This window comes from Arthrobacter sp. 4R501, assembly GCF_002929755.1.
GTDB lineage: Bacteria > Actinomycetota > Actinomycetes > Actinomycetales > Micrococcaceae > Arthrobacter.
This window is the reverse complement of record NZ_PJIW01000008.1, coordinates 1-23,679: the sequence shown is the minus strand read 5'-3', so window position 1 is coordinate 23,679 and position 23,679 is coordinate 1. Positions and strand designations below refer to the sequence as shown.

25 protein-coding genes are annotated in these 23,679 nt (G+C 65.9%); 16 read left to right on the top strand and 9 right to left on the bottom strand.

The window, feature by feature from the left end; genetic code table 11:
- Positions 1-24 precede the first annotated feature (24 nt).
- The 4 genes from CXR02_RS09375 to CXR02_RS09360 all read left to right on the top strand — a co-directional run bounded on the left by CXR02_RS09375 (position 25) and on the right by CXR02_RS09360 (position 6,874).
- Positions 25-2,616, top strand: a complete 2,592-nt coding sequence (locus CXR02_RS09375) for a DUF4118 domain-containing protein (RefSeq protein WP_104061747.1) — start codon at positions 25-27, stop codon at positions 2,614-2,616.
- Entirely contained in the window at positions 2,613-3,290 is a 678-nt protein-coding gene (locus CXR02_RS09370; protein ID WP_104061746.1) for a response regulator, read from the top strand. Before CXR02_RS09375 ends, CXR02_RS09370 begins: the two co-directional genes overlap by 4 nt.
- Before the next feature lie 144 nt (positions 3,291-3,434).
- Positions 3,435-5,417: an APC family permease gene (locus CXR02_RS09365; protein ID WP_104061745.1), complete on the top strand. Its 1,983-nt coding sequence runs from the start codon at positions 3,435-3,437 to the stop codon at positions 5,415-5,417.
- An 11-nt stretch (positions 5,418-5,428) separates the two neighbouring features.
- Positions 5,429-6,874: a TrkH family potassium uptake protein gene (locus CXR02_RS09360; RefSeq protein ID WP_104061744.1), complete on the top strand. Its 1,446-nt coding sequence runs from the start codon at positions 5,429-5,431 to the stop codon at positions 6,872-6,874.
- 92 nt (positions 6,875-6,966) lie between these two features.
- On the opposite strand, the gene CXR02_RS09355 is transcribed toward CXR02_RS09360, so the two are convergent.
- On the bottom strand, positions 6,967-8,439 hold the full coding sequence (locus CXR02_RS09355; RefSeq protein WP_104061743.1) for an APC family permease: 1,473 nt from the start codon (positions 8,437-8,439) through the stop codon (positions 6,967-6,969).
- A 163-nt stretch (positions 8,440-8,602) separates the two neighbouring features.
- Between CXR02_RS09355 and CXR02_RS09350 the strand changes: the two genes are divergently transcribed.
- The 4 genes from CXR02_RS09350 to CXR02_RS09335 all read left to right on the top strand — a co-directional run bounded on the left by CXR02_RS09350 (position 8,603) and on the right by CXR02_RS09335 (position 10,902).
- Positions 8,603-8,965 carry a hypothetical protein gene (locus CXR02_RS09350; RefSeq protein WP_181037183.1) on the top strand — a complete coding sequence of 121 codons (363 nt, stop codon included), beginning with the start codon at positions 8,603-8,605 and terminating at the stop codon, positions 8,963-8,965.
- A gap of 173 nt (positions 8,966-9,138) precedes the next feature.
- The gene (locus CXR02_RS09345) at positions 9,139-9,729 is read left to right on the top strand and encodes a TasA family protein (RefSeq protein ID WP_258060889.1); all 591 of its coding nucleotides are present in this window, start codon (positions 9,139-9,141) and stop codon (positions 9,727-9,729) included.
- A gap of 86 nt (positions 9,730-9,815) precedes the next feature.
- Positions 9,816-10,448, top strand: coding sequence for a signal peptidase I (locus CXR02_RS09340; RefSeq protein ID WP_104061741.1), 633 nt, complete (start codon positions 9,816-9,818; stop codon positions 10,446-10,448).
- The gene (locus CXR02_RS09335) at positions 10,441-10,902 is read left to right on the top strand and encodes a hypothetical protein (protein ID WP_104061740.1); all 462 of its coding nucleotides are present in this window, start codon (positions 10,441-10,443) and stop codon (positions 10,900-10,902) included. Before CXR02_RS09340 ends, CXR02_RS09335 begins: the two co-directional genes overlap by 8 nt.
- An 88-nt stretch (positions 10,903-10,990) precedes the next feature.
- Here CXR02_RS09335 and CXR02_RS09330 read toward each other — a convergent pair whose 3' ends face one another.
- Positions 10,991-12,208 carry an MFS transporter gene (locus CXR02_RS09330; RefSeq protein WP_104061739.1) on the bottom strand — a complete coding sequence of 406 codons (1,218 nt, stop codon included), beginning with the start codon at positions 12,206-12,208 and terminating at the stop codon, positions 10,991-10,993.
- Positions 12,209-12,328: 120 nt separating this feature from the next.
- Here CXR02_RS09330 and CXR02_RS09325 point away from each other — a divergent pair, with 120 nt between their 5' ends.
- Positions 12,329-12,670: a hypothetical protein gene (locus CXR02_RS09325; protein WP_104061738.1), complete on the top strand. Its 342-nt coding sequence runs from the start codon at positions 12,329-12,331 to the stop codon at positions 12,668-12,670.
- A 95-nt stretch (positions 12,671-12,765) separates the two neighbouring features.
- On the opposite strand, the gene CXR02_RS09320 is transcribed toward CXR02_RS09325, so the two are convergent.
- On the bottom strand, positions 12,766-13,104 hold the full coding sequence (locus CXR02_RS09320) for a hypothetical protein (protein WP_308470676.1): 339 nt from the start codon (positions 13,102-13,104) through the stop codon (positions 12,766-12,768).
- A 271-nt stretch (positions 13,105-13,375) separates the two neighbouring features.
- Here CXR02_RS09320 and CXR02_RS09315 point away from each other — a divergent pair, with 271 nt between their 5' ends.
- Genes CXR02_RS09315 through CXR02_RS09310 form a run of 3 tightly spaced genes read left to right on the top strand, consistent with a single transcriptional unit; the run spans position 13,376 to position 16,263 of the window.
- Entirely contained in the window at positions 13,376-15,409 is a 2,034-nt protein-coding gene (locus CXR02_RS09315) for a S26 family signal peptidase (protein ID WP_258060888.1), read from the top strand.
- Positions 15,378-15,725, top strand: coding sequence for a hypothetical protein (locus tag CXR02_RS22870; RefSeq protein WP_258060886.1), 348 nt, complete (start codon positions 15,378-15,380; stop codon positions 15,723-15,725). Before CXR02_RS09315 ends, CXR02_RS22870 begins: the two co-directional genes overlap by 32 nt.
- A gap of 37 nt (positions 15,726-15,762) precedes the next feature.
- Positions 15,763-16,263, top strand: coding sequence for an SRPBCC domain-containing protein (locus CXR02_RS09310; RefSeq protein ID WP_104061737.1), 501 nt, complete (start codon positions 15,763-15,765; stop codon positions 16,261-16,263).
- Between the two features lie 120 nt (positions 16,264-16,383).
- Here the strand turns inward: CXR02_RS09310 and CXR02_RS09305 are convergent, their stop codons facing one another.
- From CXR02_RS09305 to CXR02_RS22120, 3 genes are all read right to left on the bottom strand, one after another.
- Positions 16,384-17,625 (bottom strand): type II toxin-antitoxin system HipA family toxin, encoded by a 1,242-nt coding sequence (locus CXR02_RS09305; RefSeq protein ID WP_104061736.1) that lies wholly within the window; start codon positions 17,623-17,625, stop codon positions 16,384-16,386.
- The gene (locus CXR02_RS09300) at positions 17,622-17,879 is read right to left on the bottom strand and encodes a helix-turn-helix transcriptional regulator (protein ID WP_181037182.1); all 258 of its coding nucleotides are present in this window, start codon (positions 17,877-17,879) and stop codon (positions 17,622-17,624) included. The genes CXR02_RS09305 and CXR02_RS09300 overlap by 4 nt, the downstream gene beginning before the upstream one ends.
- Positions 17,880-17,983: 104 nt before the next feature.
- Entirely contained in the window at positions 17,984-18,190 is a 207-nt protein-coding gene (locus CXR02_RS22120; RefSeq protein ID WP_146072501.1) for a hypothetical protein, read from the bottom strand.
- Between the two features lie 90 nt (positions 18,191-18,280).
- On the opposite strand from CXR02_RS22120, the gene CXR02_RS09295 reads away from it, so the two are divergent.
- Positions 18,281-19,033 (top strand): SDR family oxidoreductase, encoded by a 753-nt coding sequence (locus CXR02_RS09295; protein WP_104061734.1) that lies wholly within the window; start codon positions 18,281-18,283, stop codon positions 19,031-19,033.
- Between the two features lie 286 nt (positions 19,034-19,319).
- On the opposite strand, the gene CXR02_RS09290 is transcribed toward CXR02_RS09295, so the two are convergent.
- From CXR02_RS09290 to CXR02_RS09280, 3 genes are all read right to left on the bottom strand, one after another.
- On the bottom strand, positions 19,320-20,624 hold the full coding sequence (locus CXR02_RS09290) for an ATPase (RefSeq protein ID WP_104061733.1): 1,305 nt from the start codon (positions 20,622-20,624) through the stop codon (positions 19,320-19,322).
- A 341-nt stretch (positions 20,625-20,965) separates the two neighbouring features.
- Entirely contained in the window at positions 20,966-21,103 is a 138-nt protein-coding gene (locus CXR02_RS22360) for a hypothetical protein (protein ID WP_181037181.1), read from the bottom strand.
- A gap of 352 nt (positions 21,104-21,455) precedes the next feature.
- Complete coding sequence (locus CXR02_RS09280) at positions 21,456-21,968, bottom strand: MepB family protein (protein WP_104061731.1); 513 nt, start codon at positions 21,966-21,968, stop codon at positions 21,456-21,458.
- A 340-nt stretch (positions 21,969-22,308) separates the two neighbouring features.
- Here CXR02_RS09280 and CXR02_RS09275 point away from each other — a divergent pair, with 340 nt between their 5' ends.
- From CXR02_RS09275 to CXR02_RS09265, 3 genes are all read left to right on the top strand, one after another.
- A complete protein-coding gene (locus tag CXR02_RS09275; protein WP_308470675.1) occupies positions 22,309-22,566 on the top strand; it encodes a hypothetical protein in 258 nt (85 codons plus the stop codon).
- A 288-nt stretch (positions 22,567-22,854) separates the two neighbouring features.
- Positions 22,855-23,031 (top strand): CsbD family protein, encoded by a 177-nt coding sequence (locus CXR02_RS09270; protein ID WP_104061730.1) that lies wholly within the window; start codon positions 22,855-22,857, stop codon positions 23,029-23,031.
- An 85-nt stretch (positions 23,032-23,116) separates the two neighbouring features.
- Positions 23,117-23,452 carry a lipopolysaccharide assembly LapA domain-containing protein gene (locus tag CXR02_RS09265; protein WP_104061729.1) on the top strand — a complete coding sequence of 112 codons (336 nt, stop codon included), beginning with the start codon at positions 23,117-23,119 and terminating at the stop codon, positions 23,450-23,452.
- The last annotated feature ends 227 nt before the right edge of the window (positions 23,453-23,679 follow it).

The window sequence follows — 23,679 nt, the reverse complement described above, 5'->3', positions numbered from 1 at the left end:
CTCTCCCAGTGAAAGAATGACGGCATGGCACGTGGAACGCTGCGCATCTTCCTCGGGGCCGCGCCCGGAGTCGGCAAGACGTACGAAATGCTCGAAGAAGCCCACCGCCTCGGCACCCGCGGCGAGGACGTCGTCGTCGCGTTCGCCCTGGACCACGGCCGCGCGGAGACGCGGGCGCTGTTGGACGGGCTCGAGATCATCCCGCCCCGGCGCCTCGCGTACCGGGGCACCGAGTTCGACGAGATGGACCTCGACGCCGTCCTCCACCGTGCGCCGGCCACCGCCGTCGTGGACGAATACGCCCACTCAAACATCCCCGGCAGCCGGCACGCCAAACGCTGGGAGGACATCGATGAACTGCTCGACGCCGGCATCAATGTCCTCTCCACCGTCAACATCCAGCACCTGGCGTCCCTGGGGGACGTCGTCAGCGCCGTCACCGAGGTGCGGCAGGCCGAAACGGTGCCCGACGACGTCGTACGCCGGGCAGACCAGATCCACCTGGTCGACATTTCCCCGGAACTGCTGCGCCAGCGCCTGAGCGACGGAAAAATCTATGCCCGGGACAAGATCGACGCCGCGCTCTCGAACTACTTCCGGCTCGGCAACCTGACGGCGCTGCGTGAACTGGCGCTCCTCTGGCTCGCGGACCGCGTGGATGAAGGCCTGGCCAGGTACCGGGCAGAAAACGACATCCAGGCCACCTGGCCGGCCCGCGAGCGCATCGTCATCGGACTGACCGGCGGCCCTGAGGGGGAAATCCTGATCCGGCGCGGCGCACGGATCCTGAACCGCGTCAGCGGCGGCGACCTGCTCGCCGTCCATGTCCGCGCCACCGACGGTGTTGCCTCCGAATCACCGCAGGCCCTGGAAGCCCAGCGCCGCCTGATCCAGGACCTCGGCGGCAGCTACCACATCGTTGCAGGGGAAGACCCGGCGACGGCGCTGCTGGATTTTGCCCGGAGCGTCAACGCCACCCAGATCGTCGTCGGCATCTCACGCCGCGGAAAGCTCGCGGGACTGCTCGGTGCACTCCTCGGCGGCGGCATCGGCACCAGGGTGGTCCGGGACTCGGGCGACATCGACGTCCATATGGTCTCCCACCCCCTCGGGGGCGCCGGGGCCCGGTCCCGCCGGCAACGGGACCTCGGCCGGATGCGTGTGGCGGCCGGATTCGTCCTCGCCATCCTGCTGCCCGTTCTCCTCCAGCTCCTGCTGGCCCTGAACCCGGACCAGAACGTCGCCACAGCCGTGCTGGTCCAGCTCACCGGATCCGTCACGGTGGCGCTGGTGGGCGGGTTCTGGCCAGCCATCCTCGCTTCGCTCTGGAGCAGCCTCCTGGTCAACTACTTCTCCACCCCGCCGGTGGGCACGCTGACCATCAGCGACCCCCAAAACGTGCTGGCCCTCCTGGTATTTGTCGGCGTATCTGCCGCCGTTGCCGTGGTGGTGGACGTCTCCGCACGCCGCTCCAAGGAGGCCGCGCGGGCCCGCGCCGAAGCGACCACCCTCTCAGATCTCACCCGCGGCGCAGCCAGCTCGGAGGACACCGTCCAGGACCTGCTGCAACAGGCACTTACCGTCTTCAACGTCCGCGGCGCAGCCCTCTACGGCCTGGCCGAACCGGGCAACGGCGGCCACCGGGAAAAATGGGCACCGATCACCCGCGCCGGTGAGGTCCCCGACGCCGGCACGGCCCACCAGCCGTCACCCGATCAGCCGGACTTCCCAACGGAGAATACCGAACAGGTCGACGCGACCACCCGGCTGGTACTTTTCGGCCGGGCACTGCCGGCCAGCGACCGGCGGCTGCTAGGGGCCTTCGGAGTACACCTGGCCGCCCAGCTTGAACGCCAGCAATTGGCCGACAGCCGCCGTGAAGTCCTCCGCCTCGCTGAAGGCAACACCATGCGCACCTCCATTCTGCGTGCCGTCTCCCACGACCTCCGCACACCCCTGGCCAGCATCAAACTCGCTGTCGGGAGCCTCCTGCAAAAGGACGTGCACTATGGCCCGGAACTTGCCCACGAACTGCTCCTGGCCATTGATGAATCCTCGGACCGGCTGGACCTGCTGGTGGGGAACCTGCTCGACATGTCCCGGATCACCACCGACGCCGCCAAGCCACTGCTGAAGCCGGTGCGCTGGAACGACGTTATCCCGGCCGCCCTGCACGGTATCCCCGCCGGCAGCGCCCGTGTGGAGCTGCCCCCGAACATGCCCGAAATCGAGGCGGACCCGGGTATGCTCGAGCGCGTCATAGCCAACATCGTCGAAAACGCCGTCAAGTACGCGCCCGGATCCGACGTGGTTCTGGTGGGAACAGCCGGCGGGCTCAGCACCGAAACGCTGGCGGGCCAGCCCGCTGGTGAGCTGCGCATCATCGATCACGGCCGGGGCGTCCCCGCGGAAAACGTGGTTGAAATGTTCCGGCCCTTCCAGCGGCTCACCGATGTTCCCCAGACCACGGGAGTCGGCCTGGGGCTGGCCGTCGCGAAAGGATTCACCGAAGCAATGGGTGGCACACTGACAGCAGAACAAACCCCCGGAGGAGGCCTCACCATGGTCATCAGGCTGCCGCTGTCCACCGGGGCACCCGCCCAGGACAAGCCATGACCGCCGTCCTCGTGGTGGACGATGATCCGCACCTGCTCAAAGTCCTCAACATCGCCCTCCAGGCCAACGGCTACACGGTCGTTACCGCCACAGACGGCCGGTCGGCCCTGCTCTCCGCCACCCAGCACGCCCTTGCCGTCATCATCCTGGATCTCGGCCTGCCGGACATTGACGGCACTGACGTGATCAAACAGCTCCGGACCTGGAACGAGGTCCCCATCCTCGTCCTCTCGGCCCGCCACACCTCCGATGACAAAGTCGAAGCATTGGACGCTGGCGCCGACGACTACCTGACCAAGCCCTTCGGCCCGGACGAACTCCTGGCCCGTCTCCGGGCCCTGCTCCGCCGGACCACCGACCACAAAACATCCGAGCCCATCGTCACCACCGACAGCTTCGCAGTCGACCTTGCCAAACATCGCGTCACCCGCGATGGCGCCGACGTCCGCCTGACCCCCACCGAGTGGAACATCCTTGAGATCCTGGTCAGAAACCCCGAAAAACTCATCACCCAACGCCAGCTGCTGACCGAGGTCTGGGGACCCGCCTACGCCAAGGACGCCAACTACCTCCGCGTCTACATGGCCCAGCTCCGCCGCAAACTCGAACCCGATACCGGGAACCCCCGCCACCTCCTCACCGAAGCTGGCATCGGCTACAGATTCCAGCCTTAGTGTGCAGTCATAACGAACGTGTCGGGCAGGCGTTAAGGATGCGTTAAGATCCCGTGTTTTCCTGCAAAGGGCCCTTGGCCCGGTGCTACGCTCCGTTGGTTATTCACCCCAATCCCGCCTGCGCGGGGTAAAGAAAGTAACCCGTTGACTGCACCCACCCGTTTCTCCATTCCTGCCAGCGTTCCCAATCCCGAACGCGACGGCGGACCCGGAAACCGGCTCACCCGGTGGCTGCTCGAACACACCGTCCACCAGCCGGTGGGCCCGGAAACTGCGGAGAACCAGGCCCCCACCCAGAGCTGGTGGAAGGTCATGTGCCTGACCGGGGTGGACTACTTCTCCACCCTCTCCTATCTGCCCGGCATCGCCGCCCTCGCCGCGGGGGCGCTCTCCCCGCTGGCCACCCTGCTGATCGTCGGCCTGACCCTGCTGGGCATGCTGCCGATGTACCGACGGGTGGCGCAAGAAAGCCCGCACGGACAGGGATCGGTGGCCATGCTGGAAAAGCTCCTGCCGTTCTGGCGCGGCAAGATCTTTGTGCTCATCCTGCTCGGCTTCGTCGCCACGTCCTGGATCATCACCATCACCCTCTCCGCCGCCGACGCCACCGTCCATATGCTGGAGAACCCCTACCTGCCGCACTTCCTCGAAGGCCAGGCGGTTGTCATCACCGTGGTCCTCCTGCTCATTCTGGGCGGGGTGTTCCTGCTCGGCTTCTCCGAAGCGGTGGCCGTCGCCATCCCCCTCGTCGCCATCTTCCTCGTGCTGAACGCCGTCATCATCGGAGTGGGACTGTACGACGCCGTCACCCAGCCCGGTGCCATGGCTGACTGGACCGCGGCGCTCACCTCCTCCGGGACCGGCTTCGGCGATATCGCCGGACCCGCCCTGCTCGCCTTCCCGCTGCTGGTCCTGGGCCTGTCAGGTTTCGAGACCGGCGTCAGCATGATGCCACTGGTCGCGGCCGACGGCGCCACGGCCGAGGAACGCCTGGCCACCCGCGTCCGCAACACCCGGAAACTCCTCACCACCGCCGCCCTGATCATGAGCGTGTACCTCCTGGGCAGCAGTTTCGTGACGACCGTACTGATCCCCGCCGAGGCCTTCCAGGCAGGCGGCGAGGCCAACGGCCGCGCCCTGGCCTACCTGGCCCACGAGCTGCTCGGCACCGGCTTCGGCTCCGTCTACGACATCAGCAGCATCCTGATCCTGTGGTTCGCCGGCGCCTCCGCCATGGCAGGGCTGATCAACATCGTTCCCCGCTACCTGCCGTCCTACGGCATGGCCCCGGACTGGTCCCGGGCCGTGCGCCCGGTGGTGCTGGTGTACACCGCCATCAGCATCCTGATCACCATCGGCTTCAACGCCGACGTCAACGCCCAGGCCGGCGCGTACGCCACCGGCATCCTGGCCATGATGGTCTCCGGCGCCGTTGCGGTCAGCATCTCCGCCGCCCGCAACAAGAGGCGGCGCGCCGCCGTCGGCTTCACCATCCTGACCCTGATCCTGCTCTATGCGCTGGGGGCCAACGTCATCGCCAAGCCGGACGGCATTGCAATATCCGGCTTCTTCATCCTGGGCATCATTGTGGTCTCACTCGTCTCCCGGGTCAGCCGCACCACCGAACTCCGGGTCCACAACATCGAATTCGACGACGAAGCCCGCCGCTTCATCACCGACACCCTGGACTTTGACGGGCGGATAAACCTGATCGCGAACCGCCCGCAGGCCCGCGACGCCGCAGAATACCGTGAGAAGGAAGCCGAGCAGCGGGAGAACAACCCCGTGCCCGGCACCGCCGATGTGATCTTCCTTGAAATCGAGGTCACCGACCCCTCGGGATTCAGCGACGTCCTTGAGGTACGCGGAATCGAAGTGGACGGACACCGCGTGCTCCGCGCCGAAAGCCCGGCCGCACCCAACGCCATCGCCGCCATCCTGCTGGCCCTCCGCGACGCCACCGGTGTCCGGCCGCACGCGTACTTCGAGTGGGCTGAAGGCAACCCCCTGGCTCACCTCATGCGCTACCTGCTGCTGGGACGGGGCGACACCGCCCCCGTGGTCCGCGAAATCATCAGGGAAAACGAACCGGATCCTGTCCGCCGCCCCGGCATCCACGTGGGCTGACGGGCAGTCCAATGACCGCACGTGGCGACACCGCCGGGGTGAAGGGACCCGTCCCGGGGCGGTGGAAAGGCAAGGCAGCCAAAACAGCCAAAACGGCCAGGGCCCGCAAGGAGAGCGCCATCCGTCGGGCCCTCCTGCACCCCGTCCGGTCGGTGCCCCTGGCATTCCTGGCCGTCATCATTCTGGGAGCGGCCCTGCTGATGCTGCCGGTTGCCCGGACCGGCAGCGACCCCGGGGCCGACCCCCTGATGGCCGCGCTGTTCACGTCCGTGTCGGCTGTCTGCGTTACCGGGCTGATCACCGTGGACACGGCCACGTACTGGACCCCTTTCGGGCAGACCGTGATTCTGGGACTGATCCAGGTGGGCGGGTTCGGCATCATGACGCTGGCGACGCTCCTGGCCCTGCTGGTCCGCAAAAGCATCGGCCTCCGCGGCCAGCTCGTGGCGCAGTCCGAAACGCACACGCTCAACCTAGGCGACGTCAGCGCCGTGCTGCTCCGCGTGGCCAGGCTCATGGTGGGCATCGAAGCAGCCACCGCGGCGGTGCTGACCGGACGCTTCTGGCTGGCCTACGACCAGAACCCCGGCACTGCGCTGTGGCACGGTGTGTTCCACGCCGTCTCGTCGTTCAACAACGCCGGGTTCGCGCTCTACAGCGACAACCTCATCGGCTTCGCGGAGGATCCCTGGATCATCGTCCCCATCTGCCTGTCGATCATCGCAGGCGGCCTCGGATTCCCGGTGATCATCCAACTGCTCCGGGGAAACGTCACGGCCCGGAACTGGAGCGTCCACCTCCGCCTCACCATCTACGGCACGCTGCTGCTCCTGGTGCTTGGCGTCACGCTTTTCGCCGCGTTCGAATGGAACAGGGACGAAACACTCGGCGGCCTGTCCCTGACCGGGAAGCTGCTGGGTTCCCTGGCCGGCGGCGTCTTCCCCCGCACTGCCGGCTTCAACAGCATCGACTACGGCGCGGCATCACCGGAGGCCCTCATGGTCACCAACATCCTGATGTTCATTGGCGGCGGCAGCGCCGGCACCGCAGGCGGCATCAAGATCACCACGTTCCTGGTCCTCGGCTTCTCCATCTGGAACGAGGTCCGCGGCCGGGACGAGGTGACCATTGCCCACCGTTCCATTAGCGCTTCGTCCCAGCGCCAGGCCCTGTCCGTCGCGCTGCTCGGGGTGGCAGCGGTGGTGGCGGGCACGCTGGCGCTGCTGATGGTCACCGACTACAGCCTGGAAAAGGTGCTGTTCGAAGCCATCTCCGCGTTCGCCACCGTCGGGATGAGCACCGGCATCACCTACAACCTCCCGCCGGCGGCGGAATGGGTGCTCATGGCTCTGATGTTCCTCGGCAGAATCGGGACAGTGACGGTCGCGTCCGCTCTCGCCTTGTCCTCCCGGCCCCGCCTTTACAGCCTGCCGGAGGAACGCCCCATCATCGGCTAGTGGCGCCGTCGTCGGACGCTTTGGAAAGTACGACGGCGGGACTCGCCAAGGCGCTGAGCGCGCCAGCCGCCGTCGGGCACCGTTAGCAGCGCCTAAGTGCCATCCTTGCCGATGTTCTGGGTCCCTACCGGCTCGCCTTCCGCCCTGCTCGTCCGCCTGTTGATCAGCCAGGTGATAAACCAGAGCACCACCCCGATCGCCATCAGACCGCCGGCGATCTGGTACTGGATGACGTTGCGGCCCACCCACGGCCCGGCGAGGAAGGCGCACAGCAGGGCGGCGAGCAGCGGCAGCTGCCCGGGCGAGGTGAAGAACACCTTGCGGTTGAGGTCGCGCTTGCCGCGAATCACCAGGCAGGCCACGTTCACCACGGTGAAGACGCACAGCAGCAGGAACGCCGTGGTGCCGGAAAGGTTGGCCACGATGTTGCTCTTGGGGTCGCTGGTGACGTACCAGATCAGCCCGAGCGCGAGGACGGTGGAGAACAGGATGCCGGCCCACGGGGTGCGGCGGCCCGGCAGGACCTTCCCCAGGGCAGGCGGCAGGACGTTCTGGCGTGCCATGCCGTAGATCAGCCGGCTCGCCATCAGCATGTTGATCAGCGCGGTGTTGGCAACGGCGAACACCGCGAGGAACGGGAAGACCCTGTCGATGGGGAAGTCCGGCGAGCCCTTGTGTACCACTTCGAGCAGCGCGGCGCCTTCAGCCTCGCGGATGTTCTCCAGCTCGGTGGGCGACAGCACGCTGACAACGGATACGGCCACCAGCATGTAGAGGATCACGGCGATGCCAAGGCCGGTCAGCATGGTCCGCGGGAAAATCTTCTCGGGGTGCTTGGTCTCCTCCACCATGTTCACCGAATCCTCAAAGCCAACCATGGCAAAGAAGGCGATGGAGGTCGCTGCTGTGACTGCCAGGAACAGGCCCTTGTCCTGGTAATCGTTGAAGACGAAGACTTCGCCCACGTTCCCGGTGCCCTGCGTCATTACGTAGAAGCCGACGCCGATCACGATGGACAGCGCGACTACCTCCACCAGTGTGAGGACCACGTTAAACTTCACGCTCTCCCCCACCCCGCGCAGGTTGATCGCGGCCAGCAAGACCATGAAACCCATGGCCACGGCGGTGATCACGCCCTGGGCGGGCATCTCCATCCAGCCGTTGATCCTCAGGCCGCCGAAGAAGTTCTGGGCGAGGACGTTCGCGGAGGTTGAGGCGCTGGTGATGCCGGAGCAAACCACGGCGAATGCCACGAGGAACGTGACGAAGTGGATGCCGAACGCCTTGTGCGTATAGAGCGCCGCCCCTGCCGCCTGCGGGTACTGCGTGACGAGCTCGAGGTAGGAGAACGCGGTCAGCGTCGCGACGACGAACGCTAGCAGGAAGGGCAACCAGACGATGCCGCCCACCGTCCCGGCCATGGTTCCGGTGACTGCGTACACGCCGGCGCCGAGGATGTCGCCAACGATGAACAGCAGGAGGAGCTTGGGGCCCATGACCCGTTTGAGTTCGTGGGTCTCTGCCTCCGGTGTTGCCGGAAACAGGTCATCTGAAGTGGTGCTCATCGCCCTGACCTCCACACTCAATACATCGATGTGACTTCACTGTGATCCTTTCGCGTTCCTTTGGCAACGGGCCGGGCCCGGGTCATCGGCATACCTGTTGCGGGGGTTTTGGCACGGGCCAGAATGGCCAGATAACCGCCTTGCGAGCCTGACAGGGGTAGCCATGACCCTGAAAACCACGTCGGAATCCGAGGCAACGGGCCTGACGGCGGAAATAAACGACGACGACACTCGCTCAGTCGGTTACGTCACCTCCCATACGAAGGCCATGGCGATCAATCCTGCAATGACCGACGCCGTCACACTGGAAGTGCCCAACCACGGCTTCGCGGACAGCGAGATCATCGACATCACCCTGGGGGCCACCGCGCGAAACTTCCTCAGCCGCACGCTCCTTGCCCTGGCCGTGGAGCTCGATGTTCCGCCAACCCTTAGTGCAAGCAGCATGGTGTGCTTGACGCCGGGCGGACCACGCTTTAGTCCATCAAATGGATTGCTTTCTGCCCTTGACCTGCGAAAACTTTAAAAAACCTTGACAGAGTCTTGAGGAAATACCCGGGCATAAGTTGCGTCGGATCGGGAAAAGTAGTTCTTGCCAGCCCACGTGAGCCTGGCATTGGCAGCCGGCCCGCTGGGGGGTGGCTGGCCCGCCTGGGGGTGGGCAACCGTCACAAAGGACTTATTCTCATGGGCATCAGCATGAAAACCACATCAGGCAAGATTCTGGCTTCCGTCGCTCTGGTCGGCACCGCCGCGGCCGTTGCAGGCATGGGCACCTACGGTGCCTTCACGGGGACCACCACCACCGTAGACCAGCAGGTGACCGCAGGAACCGTCGACATCGACCTGACGGATCCGGGCACTCTTAACGTTGCCGTAGCCGGCCTGCTGCCGGGCGATTCCGTCGAAAAGTTTGCCACGCTGAAAAACACGGGCAACTCGACCCTGAACACGGTAACCCTGACCACCAACGCCTCTGTCTCCTCGCTGCTGACAACCGATGCAACCAACGGCCTGCAGGTGACCATCGACGCGTGCAGCGTTGCCTGGACCGTGGTTGCCGCCGCTCCGGACACCTGCTCCGGCACGCAGACCGCCGTCCTCGCCAAGGGCTCCATCATCGGCACCGGCAAGGCACTGGCCAACCTCGCATCAGTGACTGCGGGCTCGTCCGACCGCCTGAAGATCACCACCTCGCTGCCCATCAGCGCGGATAACACCTTTCAGGGCCTGACCAGCACCATCGGCTTCACGTTCGACGCCACGCAGCGCACCGCCGCGGTCGGGTAACCCAAGACTTGGCGGTGTCATGAAAGCCGGCGCCGCCAAGCAGTACCTCCTGACCCCCGTCCGGACTCCCCTTAGGGCTGGTAGTGATGAGCGCAGTAACTGAAATTCCGACGGCGGCGCCGCGCGGCGCCGGGACCACTATCGCCGCGCGCCCCCGGTCTGGGGTCCGGACGGGCAAGCGACCGCGCTTTAAGGCAGTACTGCGAAGGACGGTCAGCGTCCTCACCTCCGCGATTTTCGTCGCGACAGTGGCAGCTTTCCTGCTCCTGGCCGTCGGTCCGCGGGTCTTTGGCTACCAGACGTCCACCATGCTCACCGGGTCCATGGCCCCGCTGATCAACCCGGGCGATGTGGTGGTCACCGTCCCCACACCGGTCAACAGGATCAGGGTGGGCGACGTCATTACCTACAGCATCCCTGTGGAAGACCACCGGGTGGAGACCCACCGGGTCACGGAGCTCTTTGCCGACGCGGCCGGTACGATTGCGGTCCGCACCAAGGGGGACGCCAACACCGGCGTGGATCCCTGGACCGCCACCTTCAACGCCGCCGCTGTTGACCGGCACGTCCTGACCGTCCCCTCTGTGGGCCAAGCCATCCGCACCCTGCGCCAGCCGGTTGTCCTGAACACCATGATGTACGGGGCGCCGGCCGTCCTGGTGATCGGGCTGCTGGCCTCCATCTGGCGCAGGGATCCGGAACCCGCCGCCAGTGAGTAGGCCTGGCGCAGGTTCGGCGGCGGCCACCGGTCTGGCGCTGTGCCTGCTTCTGGGCCTGACCCTGGCCCCCGCCGCCAACGCGGCCTTCACCGGCAATGGTGGTGCGGCCACGAGCTACTCCACGGCATCCATACCGATGCCAAGCGCCGCGTCCTTTCCGGCATCCGCCAGCTGCTCAAAGGTCAGTGGCTTGTACAATGTCAGCATCTCGATTACGGGCACGGGCAACGTGCAGTACGCGAACTACTACGAAATGGTGGTCCGCAACCCGGCCGGTGCCGTCCAGTTCACGGGCAACCTGAGCAACCCGCTGGAGCGAACCTACACCACCCAAGTCAGCGTCGGCGCCGGCAAGGGCAACTGGATCTACGAGATCCGCGCCAAGTATAAAGTCCCCTCAACCACCAATGTCTGGAGCGGCCAGCCGCTCGCCCGGACATTGATCTGCAATTAGCAGCCGAGTTGCTCTGCGATCATCCGGACCGTCCCGGATTCGCCCCTGACGCGCTGCAGCAAGGTCACCTCGTGGACGGGATGTCGGTTCAGTAATTCCGCTGGTGCCTCAACCGCGGCAGCACAACGGCGAACACACCAGCCGCCGCAAACCCCAGGAAACCTGTCGCCGAGACACCCGCACCCAGAGTAAAAAGCGCCGTGACCCCCGAGAGCAGGACGGGCCCGCCGGTGGATCCCGCATCGGCGATGAACCGCCACAGCCCCAGGAACTGGCCGCGGCCGCGGTCGGGCGAGAAGTCGGCGCCGAGGGTCATGATCAGGCCGGAGCTGATGCCGTTGCCGAAGCCGATCAGCAGCGACGCCAGCAGCAGCCCGCCAAAGGACGCAGACAAAGGGATGAGCAGCATCGCGATGCCCATGATGATGGTGGACGGGATGGCCACGAACAGCCTGCCGCGGCGGTCCATCACCTTGCCGGCCGGGTAAAACACCAGCATGTCGATCGCCCCGGACAGTCCGTAGATCACGGAAGCCTGGGCCGGATCCATGCCCAGATGGTCCGCCCACAGCGGGATGACTACCTGGCGGGACGCGCGCAGCGCGCTGAGCAGCAGGACCCCCACACCCAGCGTCAGGAACACGCGGGCATGCGAAACCGCCACATTCCGCAGCGTCGGCTCCGGACCCTTGTGGCCGCCGTCGGGCGCTGGCGGGACCACCAGGTCCGGGATGGTGACCGCCAGAACGGCGGCGGCCGCCATGCCCACCACCCCCACCCAGTACGCTCCGGCGATCCCGGCGAACTGCATCACGCCGGCACCAATGAACGGCCCCGCGAAGACGCCGATCCTGCTGACACCGCCCAGCGTCGACAGCGCCCGCGCCCGGAACTGGACGGGCACCGCCTCGGTGAGGTACTTCTGCCGCGCCAGGCTGAAGACGCTGGCGGCCATCCCGACGACGGCCATCGCCACCGCGAGCAGCCACAGTCCGTTGGGAATCATGGAAGAGATGGCGGCGGCCGCGAGCGCCAGGGCACCCACGGCCGCGGCGCCGACGATGGACCAGCGTTCGCCAAACTTGAGCGTGATGAGGGAGGCCGGCAGGTTGAAAAACCACGAGCCGAGCCCGATCAGGGTGACGATCAGCGCGGAGACCGCCACCGAGGCGCCGAGGTCACGGGCGGAGAGGACCACCACCGGGAGGACCGCGCCTTCGCCGATGCAGAACAGCAGCGCCGGCCCGAACGCGGGTATGGCGATGCTTCGGAAGTTGAACGGCTGTGGGGTTCCGGGCGAAGTCATCAGATTTATCTTATGCCGCCGAAAATTCGCCAGCTTTCAGGGGGTCACAAGCGGCCCCGCGAGGACTAACGTTTGCCTTGTGGGGCGCTTCCGCCTGCCCCTCTCAGCCAAGGAGGTCTCATGGGTGAAGTGTGGATCCGCACCATCAACAATGGTTTGGTCCGGGCCGACAAAGTCACGGAAATCGCATCCACCCGGGGGTCCCTTCATGAGGACCAGGGTTTTGCGCTGAAGGTCATCGTGGACGGCAAGGCCCACGTCGTCATTGACGACGGCGTTCTTCCGGGCACGCTTCCCGAACGGCTGGAGCACGCGCAGCATCTGGAGGATGCGCTGCTGTTCGCCCTCGACGAGGCCCGCGAAGCCGACGCATCCATGGTGGTCTTCTTCGACCCGGAGAACGACCGCTGGGCCCTCGCCGCGGCGGCGGAGCTGGCCGGCGGGATTCCCGCCGTCGGATAACCCCCGACGGCGGCCCTCCACCAAAGCGCGAACGGACAGTTCAGGCCCTTCGAAACAGGGCCTCAAGTGTCCGTTAGCGCCGAATGAAGCGTGGGTCAGGCTGCGGCGTGGCTGAACTCGGCCGCATGAGTGGTAGCGCGGCGGGGCGCGAGGATGCTCAGCGTGCAGTGGGTCTGCTGCGGGTCAATCCTGGTGGGCAGGTGATGCGTCTCGGAGCAGACCTGAAGCTGCCGCAGGGCTTCGGGATCCACGCGGGCGTTACGCACGTCCAATTCCAGGTCCAGGTTGTGCTTCAAGGCGTTGGCGCGTTTCACCACCACGTAGAGGGCCTGGATGCTGTGGATGGTGACGTGGCCCTTGGCGAGAACCTGGGCCTTCGCGTGGTCGAGGTCTACACGGACAAGAATGCTGAGCTTTTCGGACAAGATGATCATGCCTTCCTTGCGTGGCTGCGACGCTGCAGCCGGGGAGGCCGCGACGCTGCGGCCAATGGCCGCGCCTCTGCAGCCTCATCCAGAGTAGGCAACGAATGTGATCTGCGCAACACCAGGTTTCATTGCGTCGGAGCCACCCGCGTCCGGTCAGCCTGCCCCGGGCCAGCCTGCGAGGCCACCCAATCGACAATTTTGTAATTTTTGTATTGCGAAACAGTGCAGTTAATGACAATCAGGCTTAATGCCTTGTCAGACTGCCCTAGTCTGAGGGGTGTCATTGCTGCTGGGCTGGCATGGCACGGTGGTCCAGAGCGGTTCCATGGAGCCGCACATCAGCGCGGGTGACGTTGTCCTCGCGGCCGCGTTCGGTCCCGACCAGAAGGTTCCGGTCGGCGGCGTGGTCGAGTTCACCAGCTCTGCGGAGGCCGAGCCGAGCGGCGTGGAAACGACCCGCCTGCACCGGATCGTGGCCGAGAGTCCGGATGGCACCTTCGTCACGGCCGGGGACGCCAACGCCCAGGCGGACAGCACCCCGCTGGCGCGCGGGCAGATCACGGGCCAGGCCCGCCTCCTTGTTCCGTCGATCGGGCTCCCTGGTTTGTGGCTGGGCCTGGGCAACCTTCCGGCCTTGGCCTTGTGGTCGGTGCTCACGCTGCTCGCCGTCGTCGCCGCCCTTTTCGGCGCGCGTCCCGCAGAGCAGGCAGAACAGACGGACGACGGCGGCACTCCCCCGCCAGCCCACCGCACCGAATCCCCCGGCACCAAGTCCCAACAAGCCAAGGCGAACCGCAACACGTCACTTCGCCTCCGCACCGGCAGCGCCCTGGGCGTCGTCGCGGCGCTGGCGGCCCTGGTCCTTGCCGGCGCCGCTGTCTTCTCCTCGGCCGCCTTTACCGCCAGCACGGCCAACGCCACCAACTCTTTCGGCGCGGCCGCGGACTGGAATCCACCCACCGTGAGCCTGGCCAGCCCCGGAGCCACCGTGAAGGGCACCGCAGCCCTCACCGCTGACGCAGCCGACGCCGAATCCGGCCTCCGCAGCGTCACCATCGAGTACCAGCGGGCCGGTGCCAGCACCTGGACCGTACTGTGCACGCCCGCCGCCCAGCCGTACACGTGCAGCTGGAACACCACGTCCGTGACGGACGGCAGCTACAGCCTGCGCGCCGTGGCCACCGACAACGCAGGCCTCACCGCCACCTCGGCCCTCGTGGAAACAAGCGTGACCAACACCTTCGCCGTCGCCCTTGCCGATCCAGGTGATATCCTGCGCGGCACGGTCAGCCTGTCCACAAGCCTGTTCAATCCCCCCGGCCCCATGAGTGCCGTGCGCGTGGAATACTCCGTAGCCGGAGCCAACAAATGGAACACCCTCTGCGTCGACCTGGTTGCCCCGTACAGCTGCTCCTGGGCCACGGGCTTCTTCGCCAATGGCGAGTATGACCTCCGTGCAGTGGCGGTCTCCGGCGTCAGCAGCACCTACTCCGAAACCGTGACCGACGTCCTGGTGGACAATGCGGCACCAACGGCCAGCATGGTGGACCCGGGAACACCGCTGAGCGGCACCAGGACGTTTGCGGCCACGGCCTCGGACGCCCACTCAGGCATAGCCCAGGTGCAGATCCAGTACGCCCGGACCGGCACCAGCACGTGGCTGCCGCTCTGCTCGGCAGACGTGGACCCCTACTCCTGCCGGTTCGATACCAGCGCGCTGACCAGCGCAACCGCCAGCTACAGCTTCCGCGCGGTGGCCACGGACGCCGCCGGCAACAGCACCGTGTCGGCAGCGGTCACCCGCACGGTGGACAACACCGTTTCCTCCGTTTCGGTCGATGACCCGGGCGCCTACCTGACCGGCGCCGTATCCCTGAACGCCGCAGCGAACTCCACCGCCGGCGTCGGGAGCGTTCGGATCCAGACAGCTCCGGCCGGCACCACCACGTGGACCACGCGTTGCACACGCGCGGCGGCTCCTTTCTCCTGCGCCTGGAACACGTCCACGGTCCCGAACGGGCTCTACGATTTCCGCGCCATCCTCACCGACGGCGCGGGGAAGGAGACCATCTCCGGCGCCGTGACAGGACGCCGCGTGGACAACACCCCCCCTGCGCGCAACGGACGTCCAGGCGGCCAACGCTTCGGGCGCCGTCGGGAAGCTGGACGCCGGGGACACCCTGAGCTTCACCTACAGCCAGCAGGTCAACCTGGCAACGGTCACTCCGGGCTGGGCCGGCGCCCCGCTCCCGGTGACGGTGCGGCTGCGCGACGGCAACGTGCCCGGCCTTGGCCTGGGCAGCAACGGTGACACGCTGGACATCCAGCGGCCCGGCAGCACCGTCAACCTGGGATCCGTTAACACCAAGTCCGACTTTGCCAAGAACGGCAGGACCATCACAGTGAACGCCACGATGACGGCAACAACGGTCACTGTTGGCGGGGTTTCCCGCACGGTCGTGACGGTCACGCTGGGCAGCACGGCCAGCAGCAACGGCAGCCTGCTCACCTCGTTCACGGCGGCCGCCATGGTGTGGAGCCCGACGTCGTCCGTCACCAGCAGCGCGGGCGTCGCCTCCTCCACGGTCCCGGCCACCGAAACGGGGACGCCGGACCGGGACTTCTGATACGTTTGCCCAATCTCAGCTACAGAAGGGGATTGGCATGTCCGGCACGTATGACGTCGATGTGGTCAGAGAGTTCAACGCTCCGCTGAGCCGGGTCTGGGCCGCCTGGACCGCGCCCGGCGACCTGCGCCAGTGGTGGGGACCAACAGGTTTCACATGCCCGCGCGCGGAAGCCGACGTTCGCCCCGGCGGCCGGATCCTCGTGACGATGCGCGCACCCGTGGAGTGGGGCGGCTTCGAGCAGCACAGCACGTGGAATATCACCGAGTTGGAACCATTGCGTCACATCCGCTACGTGTTCAACTTCGCTGATGCCGATGGCAACCGCATCACGCCCACAGAGGCGGGCATTCCCGCCGATGGCGTTCCCGCCGACGGTGAACACGAGGTTGTGCTGACCGATCTCGGCGACGGGCGCACGATGCTGCACATGACCGAGCGCGGGTACGGTACCCAGGAGGCACGGGACATGTCGCAGAGCGGCCTTGAGCAGTGCCTCGACAAAATGGCCGCGCTCGTGGAGGGCGTTACGCGCTGAAGCCTAGGGCTTGGCATACCTGGTCTGGATCGCGTGGTCAGCCATTTGACGGCCGTACGATCTGAGCATGCATATTGCCGTTCCAGGAGGTACCGGGGCCGACGGATCCGGTGGTTCAAGTCAGGTCCGGCGGGCCGTTCCACCGTTCAGCAGGTCCGTGGCCCGGGCGGCGACCAGTTCACCCAGGAAGCCAATGCTGCCTTCCGCGCGCGTCGTAGCTGCCGCTCTGGCCACGGCCTCCAGGGCAGCCCCAGCGGTAGTCCTGGCATCATCGGCATCGAGGCCCCAGACGGCGCCTTCACGGACGATATGATCCAGCGTCAGATGATTCAGCCTTGCCTGCCCGCCCAGCGCATGGCCTGCGTTGACGCTGGGCGCGTAGAGCAGTTGGGTGGGTGCCACGTCGTACAGGGGTGCGAGCAGCACCTCGCCGCCGTCGCGGATCAGTAGCGAATAGTTCTTGGAGTGTGCGTCACCGTTGCCGATGACGAGGTTGAAGGTCACGGCCCGAACCAGATCGCGCCGGAACGCGTCGTCGTCGCGGGTATGCGGTGCCGCAGCCGCTACAAGCGTGGTGAGCCTGGACGGCGGCGCCGTGGTGCCCTCGTACTTGGCGCTGCTGGCCAGTGCCAGTGCCTGGGTGAAGTCTTCCTGGTGGAGGCGGCCGCCGTCAGGGGTCCGGTCGTAACGGGTGACGACGATCGCCTGGCGGGTGCCGAAGGTTTCCAGCCGGGACTCGGCGGCCGGCAGGCCTGCCGCAGCGGCCACTTTCAGTGCCCAGTCCTCCGCTTCGAGCAGATGCGGTATCGGCGAGTCCAAGGGTTCCGGCTTGATGATGTGGGTGGAGACGGCTCCCCGGCCTGGCCATGCCCAGCCCTCGCCGTGGCGGCTCAGCAGGACCTTGGATTGGATGCCGCCGAGGGAAGCCGTGATCGCGAAGTCCTCCGGCAGGTCCCAGGTCGGCAATGCTTCGACGACGTTAGTGACCTCCGCGTCGGTCATCGGTCTGGCATCCGCCGGCCCGTCAGGTGACGTACTGTCCGGCACCGCCTGGACGGCTCCGGCGCAGTCAGCCCCGAGAATCCTGAGCAGGCCTAGAGCGTCCGGAGTGGAGAGCCCGTTCTCCGATGCCAGATGCGAACGGACCTGCCCTTCTGGCAGCAGCCCATCAAAGTAGTTGAATACAGCCGCGCCGGTGATCTTCTTGCGGTTGACCGGCAATGACAAGGACAGGAGGATCGACGACGCACCGTACTCGGCGATGATCTCGGGGTCGTACTGGAACGCCAGTCGCAAGGAGGACCCGGACAGCACACCGATGTGGCGGCCGTGCAGATACACCTCCAGGCTTTGGCGCTTCACTGCTTAACCTGCAGCCTGGCGAAACGGGGGACCAGTGCAACGTCACGGCCGACTGCCCGGATGGCGTTCATGGCGATGACGATGGAGACGGGCTCGCCGTGTTCAAGCCTGACGATGGTTCCCCGCGTGACCCCCAATTTCTCGGCAACGTCCTGCTGGGTCAGTCCTACTTCCTTGCGGGCGTCGGCGATCGACCGGCCAAGGGATGCGGCATCGACTGCCCTGTAGAAACTTGTCGCCTCAGAATGTTGCATATACCGATCATATGGCATTTTAGTCGGAATGTTCATTAAATCAAACATTTCAGGTACTGCGCCAATTGTTCGATATAACGAACACGCCGGACCGCGGCACCGCTTCAGCGAATGCCGGATCCCTTGTTCAGGATCTTCCGCAGCGATTCACGCAGGAGGCCGAATCCGGAGACGGGCGCGACAACGGCGGCCTTCCGGCTGACACCGTCTCGGTCCGAGTCACCGATCACTGCGGCGGGCTTCTGGATCGCTCGTTCGGTAGGCTGTGCCCGCCCGCGCCGCCGCACTCTTCGGTAATTACCTCGCTCCATGGTCCGAGACTAGGGATGTACAGCACACGCGCACACGAGTAGCGGCTACCTGTCTTCAGCGCCGCCCACCCACGGCCGTAGGATCTGAGCATGCATATTGCCGTTCCAGGAGGTACCGGGACCGTCGGCCAACATGTCGTCTCTATTGCCAGGGACCGCGGACATAAGGTGACAAGCCTGACCCGATCAGAAGGCGTGGACCTGTTCACGGGCCGCGGGCTGCACGAAGCCCTGCAGGGTGTGGACACCGTTATTGATGTCTCCGGAATCCAGACGCTTTCCACCAGGAAGGCCGTGGACTTCTTCACCGCCACCACCCGGAACCTGCTCGCAGCTGAGGCAGCGGTTCAGTCCAGGCACCATATTGCGCTCTCGATCGTAGGCATCGATAAGGCTGCGTCGGGGCTGTACGCCGGGAAGCTTGCGCAGGAGGATGCCGTCCGGCACGGAGGGGTGCCGTGGACCATCCTGCGGTCAACCCAGTTCCACGAGTTTGTGCCCATGGCCATCAGCGCCGCCTCGATTGGCCCGGTGGTGCTGGTTCCACAGATGATCACTCAGCCGGTCGCAGCGCGGGAAGTGGCTGCGGCGTTGGTGGACGCGGCAGAGCAGGGACCCCGCGGACGGGTTGCTGATCTTGGCGGGCCCCGTCGGGAGCAGCTCGCGGATCTGGTCCGCAAGTACTTGCGGAAATCCGGGCAGCGGAAGCTGGTGGTGAAGGTACCGGCACCCGGCGCCATGGGTCAGGCCATGCGACGCGGTGACCTTGTCCCGGCGGCAGGCTCCGCCGTCGGGCGCCAGACATACCGCGAGTGGCTGGAAACCTGTCTTCCGATCCACTAGTGGCGCTGCCTGTGTCGCATGACTGCCGCCGCGAGCCCCATGGTGCCCATCAGGGACCCAAGGATGATTGCCAGGCCTGTGAGGTATTCAAGAATGGTCATCGTTGACGCACCTTTCATATGGCTGATGCGCTGACGCTAGTGATCGATGCTCAGGATCAGCCCAAGATGGCCGGGTGCGTTCACTCAAGATTAACGCCCACCCAACTGACTGGCACTTAACGTCGTGAAAACCGCGAATGACGACATTAAGTGCCAGTCAGTTGGGAAAAGGGGGAAGGGGGAAGCTACCGGTACCCGTCCACGATCGACGCCGCGATTTCCTTGTACGCCCGCCGCGTCTCGGGCTTCAGCACGTCCAGGGTGACCAGGTCGCCGTCGGCTACTCCCCTGTCGTGCGGGACGGCGATGAGCTGGCGGCAGATCCCGGCCAGGTGCTCCTCGATGGCGTCCTTGTCCACGCGGGAGGACACCTCTTCCTTGTCTGTGATGACCACCACGGCGTTCCGGGCCAGGTCCTCGTACCCGTGGCTCGCCAGCCAGTGCAGAGTGCTGCGGGCACGCTTGGCCCCGCTCACCGCATACCCGGCGGCGATGATGATGTTGTCCGCCGACTGCAGGATCCCGCTCATGGCATTGTGGGTCACGCCGGTGCCGCAGTCGGTCAGGGCCACGGAGTAGTAGTTGGAGATGAGCTTGCGGATCCGCAGGTACTCGGCGGCCGTCAGCGAGTCCGAGACCTCCGGGTCCTGCTCCCCCGCGATCAGGTGCAGCCGGCCGGCGTGGTGCATATACCGGGCCAGCGCGGTGAGCGAGTCAACGCCCTCGATGTTGGCCAGCAGGTCCGTGATGGTGCGCGGGCTGGCCTGCTGGTAGATGCCCTCGCCGAGGGCCCGCTCCACGAGGTCGCCGGAGTCCGGATTGGCGTCGATGGCGCAGGGCGGGTCGCCGCGGAATTCGGCCAGCGTCAGGCCCACGCCCACCGTGGTGGAGGTTTTGCCGATGCCGCCCTTGAGGCTCAGCACCGCCGTGTTGTAGCTGCCCTGCAGCTGGCGGGAGATGCGGCGGCCCAGCTCGTCTTCCTCGCGCTGCTTGGCGCTGGGGCCCATGTTCCAGGCCCCGCCCGTGAGCGAGTAGAGGGCGCCGCGGACGCCGCCCACCGGCCGGGGCTTCTGCTCCTTGACGAACAGGCCCGGGGAGCTGATGAAGTCGGGCATGGGGCTGTCGGCGATGATGTCCGCGGTGGTGGGGCGGATGCGCCGGAACGCCGGTGCCGGCTCCGGTGCTTCCTCTGGAAGGTACGACGACGGCGGCGCGGCTTCGTCGCCGTCGTACGCCAATGCGGGGGTGCCATAGTCCGGCTCGGCCGGCTGCCCGTCCTGCGGCGCCGCCTGCGGCAGCGGGGTCACCGGCGGCCTGGCCGGCCGGCGGGTGGGCGCCGGGACAGAACTGATGGGAGCAGAGGGTGCGGGACTGGCCTGGTCGGCGGCGGCCGCAGCCTCCGCCCAGGAACTGCGGCGCGGTACCGGGGTGCCGGCGTCGGGGGCGCCGGCGTCGGGGGTGCTCGAAAGGTCTGGCGTTACGGCTGGCATGGTTCCTGTCTGGGCATCCGAAAGCGCACCGTCGGCGCGACGGAGGTCACGGCGTCGCCGGGGCGGTTGCGGTAGCCCTGCATCTTCTGCGATGGGGCGTGCGTTCTGATCCGCCGGATCGGGCATGTCTGTCCCCCCAGGACTTTCGGCACAAGGTTCTGCGGCACTTTACGGACTGATTCAATCAGTAAGTCTAGGCGCTGGGGTGGAATTGCGAGGTCAGCCGCGGGTGAGCGCGGCGACCACGACGGCGGCGGTCAGGACCAGAAGCACGGCCAGGATGGCGTAGGCCTGCCATTTGGGGCGGCCTTTATGCGGGTTGATATCGATATAGGGCATGGCTAGCTGCGGATACTCCTCGTGGCGGTCACCCGCACTGCGCGTCGCTTCCGGCGCAGCACGTGGTACATCGCAAAAAAGGGAATCAGCAGTGTGCCCAACAGCGCGCACAGCGCCAGGACATAGTCAATGAGAGCCACAACGGTCTCCGAACGTTAGAGTGATCCCCCATGCGATCAGAGGTCACGCTATCGGTCCGTCACGGGATTGACAAATCGCGTCATTGACGCGGCGCGCTGGGCATGCTTCCGGTCACCAGATGGATCCCTCCGGACAAGATTGATTTCCGTCTCGCAGCTGTTCCTAACGGCCGGCGCGCGGACGAGACGGCCACCAGAATGAAGATCAGCAGCCAGAAAATTCCGACGAAGTGCTGGCGTTGTAAGGGCTATATCGTTCCGGGCATCAGAAAGCCGGAGATCATCATCGCGAGCTGATCTTTGGCTTTCTGCACGGGATGCGTCTGGAGCTATTCCCCAGCGCTCCTCCTAGCTAGGCCGCAACGAAGAGTCGAATGGCTCGCTGCGCATCGATGGCGGATCCGTCAGCCATCTCGAAGAAGTAATTACACTGCCATTGCTGGGATTTTTTCGCCTGCCGATTCGTCGTTGCTGACCACGGCGGATAGACGCGGAACCCTCGCTTGCCTCCGGCGCCGCCCACGGACACGACGCCATGCTTGACGAGCGCCGCCTTCGGAAACGCGAATGCTCCGACTCTGCAATCCTCCCGCACGCAGATCACCAGCACGTCGCTGCACTCCTCCGCAGGCAGAGGCTCGGTCGACCCATCGAGAGAACGCCGCCACACTGTCACGAACAAGCCCACCTTCGTCGGGGTCAGCTTTCCGACCCTGAAGCGAACCGGAGACCGACCGATTGCCGAGATCGCGGCACCGTACTCAGCGTTGTCGGCCTCGACTATGGCGGGAGAACAGTCGAGGGCGAGGCCGCCGAGAACCCTCATCACCATGGCGACATCCGGATGGACCTGAACAGCAGACATAGAACTCCCATCGAAACGAATCCCCGACAGGAACGACGGGGCAGTGCATGAAAAGCTCAGCCCTCACCACCCGGACACTATCCGCATGTGCACGTCTTCCGGAGGATCCTGGGCAACGAATCCTCTGATTCACAAACGACCGATATCTTTAGTCCCCAATGAGGCAACAGGTGCCTGTGCGCAGCCGGCGTGTCTTGGTGGGACGGTTCGACGGGCCGCGGTGCACGGTTCCGTCCCGCGGCCCTGTCCTTCGTCTGCCGGCGGGGCGTACCCTGAGCGCATACCGGGTACCGGCGCGACGCCGGGGCCCTCAATACGTGTTCTCGGGAAGGCAGCATTCATGGGGATGAACATCAAAGGCCAATGGGCGCGGCTCGATCACGCCACACAGCAGTGGCTCATCGACCACCCGGGATGCCTCATCCTGCCGCGCACGATCACAGCGACCATCTGCAAGGAGACCGGCGGAACCGACGAGGGTGACCGGCACGGCGAGACGGTGCTCTCCCAGGACGACCGTGACTTCATCCAGGCCAAGGCACACGAGGCCCGGACCGATCCCCCGGAGTACCGGTTCTTTGACTCCGTACAACCGTGAACAGCGGGGCACTTTGCGCCATCCCGGGTACCGCCCGTGCCCCGGAAGAGAGCGGAGCCCGGCTCAGCGGCACCTCCGCATAAATCGCGGATGGCACGGGCTGCGTCCAGGATCCGGCGGGCCAGGATGATGCAGTAGTCATCGCTGAGCAAGGCGGCGGTGGCGGCCCTGACCACGGTGCCGAGTGAATGTTATCGCCCTCGCCCGTTCGCCTTGTTCGCCCGGCGATAGGATGAAAGTGTCCCGCCGGCATGGGCCGGCGGACCGGCCATGGATAGGAGAGCCATCATGGGTTTAGGTGACAAGATCAGGCACGCCGCCGAGAAAGCCGGCGGCAAGGGCAAGGAAGCCGCAGGAAAGGCCACCGGCAACGAAAGCCTCAAAGCCGAAGGCAAGACCGACCAGACGAAGGCCGGCCTGAAGCAGGCCGGGGAAAAAATCAAAGACGCCTTCAAGAAACACTGACCCGAAACCCGGGGCCCGGAGCCTTCCCAGCCTGGCCCCAGGCCCCGCCCGGCACGTCCGGGGGAACCAAAGAGGGGACCACCTCATGAATGCTGAACCGATTCCGCCGCCGGAGCCGGTGCACGGCCCCGGGCCCGCTCCGGCCGTTGCGAAGCGGCCGGCAGTAACCCGCTCAGGCATGATCTGGGTGGCCACCGTGGCCACCCTGATGCTGCTGATCCTGCTCATCGCCTTCATCGTGCAGAACCAGGACAACGTCAGGGTCAGGTACTTTGGCCTGGACGGGACAATTTCCCTGGGCATGGCCCTGTTTATCGCCGCCGTCAGCGGCGGGGTCCTGGTCGCCGTGGCAGGCGCCGGGCGGATCATCCAACTCAGATCCCACCACCGCCACGAACAGATCCCACCGGAACCAGCCTGAGGGCGACCCTCAGTGCGAATTCAGGTTGCCTGTTCCCTCGCGCCCCTGCCCGCGCGCTCCTACACAACGCGTCGCCTAGAATTCGGCCGTTTCACTTCCTTGCTTCTCTCGGCGTCCCGACAGAACCAAGGAATTGAGAAGGCGCCCTAGCCCGAATTTTTCATCAGAGTGACGTTGGCCGCCCGGTCCCTGCTTGATTCTGGTGCGGGTTGATTCTTTGGTTTCGG

What these genes read in the sequence shown, in the direction of transcription:
- CXR02_RS09275 (WP_308470675.1), top strand. Translation starts at nt 22,309, where the DNA reads ATGGGGATGAACATCAAAGGCCAATGGGCGCGGCTCGATCACGCCACA.
- CXR02_RS09265 (WP_104061729.1), top strand. Translation starts at nt 23,117, where the DNA reads ATGAATGCTGAACCGATTCCGCCGCCGGAGCCGGTGCACGGCCCCGGG.
- CXR02_RS09270 (WP_104061730.1), top strand. Translation starts at nt 22,855, where the DNA reads ATGGGTTTAGGTGACAAGATCAGGCACGCCGCCGAGAAAGCCGGCGGC.
- CXR02_RS09355 (WP_104061743.1), bottom strand. Translation starts at nt 8,439, where the DNA reads ATGAGCACCACTTCAGATGACCTGTTTCCGGCAACACCGGAGGCAGAG.
- CXR02_RS09330 (WP_104061739.1), bottom strand. Translation starts at nt 12,208, where the DNA reads ATGACTTCGCCCGGAACCCCACAGCCGTTCAACTTCCGAAGCATCGCC.
- CXR02_RS09325 (WP_104061738.1), top strand. Translation starts at nt 12,329, where the DNA reads ATGGGTGAAGTGTGGATCCGCACCATCAACAATGGTTTGGTCCGGGCC.
- CXR02_RS09360 (WP_104061744.1), top strand. Translation starts at nt 5,429, where the DNA reads ATGACCGCACGTGGCGACACCGCCGGGGTGAAGGGACCCGTCCCGGGG.
- CXR02_RS09345 (WP_258060889.1), top strand. Translation starts at nt 9,139, where the DNA reads ATGAAAACCACATCAGGCAAGATTCTGGCTTCCGTCGCTCTGGTCGGC.
- CXR02_RS09320 (WP_308470676.1), bottom strand. Translation starts at nt 13,104, where the DNA reads ATGATCATCTTGTCCGAAAAGCTCAGCATTCTTGTCCGTGTAGACCTC.
- CXR02_RS09350 (WP_181037183.1), top strand. Translation starts at nt 8,603, where the DNA reads ATGACCCTGAAAACCACGTCGGAATCCGAGGCAACGGGCCTGACGGCG.
- CXR02_RS09280 (WP_104061731.1), bottom strand. Translation starts at nt 21,968, where the DNA reads ATGTCTGCTGTTCAGGTCCATCCGGATGTCGCCATGGTGATGAGGGTT.
- CXR02_RS09290 (WP_104061733.1), bottom strand. Translation starts at nt 20,624, where the DNA reads ATGCCAGCCGTAACGCCAGACCTTTCGAGCACCCCCGACGCCGGCGCC.
- CXR02_RS09340 (WP_104061741.1), top strand. Translation starts at nt 9,816, where the DNA reads ATGAGCGCAGTAACTGAAATTCCGACGGCGGCGCCGCGCGGCGCCGGG.
- CXR02_RS09375 (WP_104061747.1), top strand. Translation starts at nt 25, where the DNA reads ATGGCACGTGGAACGCTGCGCATCTTCCTCGGGGCCGCGCCCGGAGTC.
- CXR02_RS09310 (WP_104061737.1), top strand. Translation starts at nt 15,763, where the DNA reads ATGTCCGGCACGTATGACGTCGATGTGGTCAGAGAGTTCAACGCTCCG.
- CXR02_RS09300 (WP_181037182.1), bottom strand. Translation starts at nt 17,879, where the DNA reads ATGCAACATTCTGAGGCGACAAGTTTCTACAGGGCAGTCGATGCCGCA.
- CXR02_RS09295 (WP_104061734.1), top strand. Translation starts at nt 18,281, where the DNA reads ATGCATATTGCCGTTCCAGGAGGTACCGGGACCGTCGGCCAACATGTC.
- CXR02_RS09370 (WP_104061746.1), top strand. Translation starts at nt 2,613, where the DNA reads ATGACCGCCGTCCTCGTGGTGGACGATGATCCGCACCTGCTCAAAGTC.
- CXR02_RS22120 (WP_146072501.1), bottom strand. Translation starts at nt 18,190, where the DNA reads ATGGAGCGAGGTAATTACCGAAGAGTGCGGCGGCGCGGGCGGGCACAG.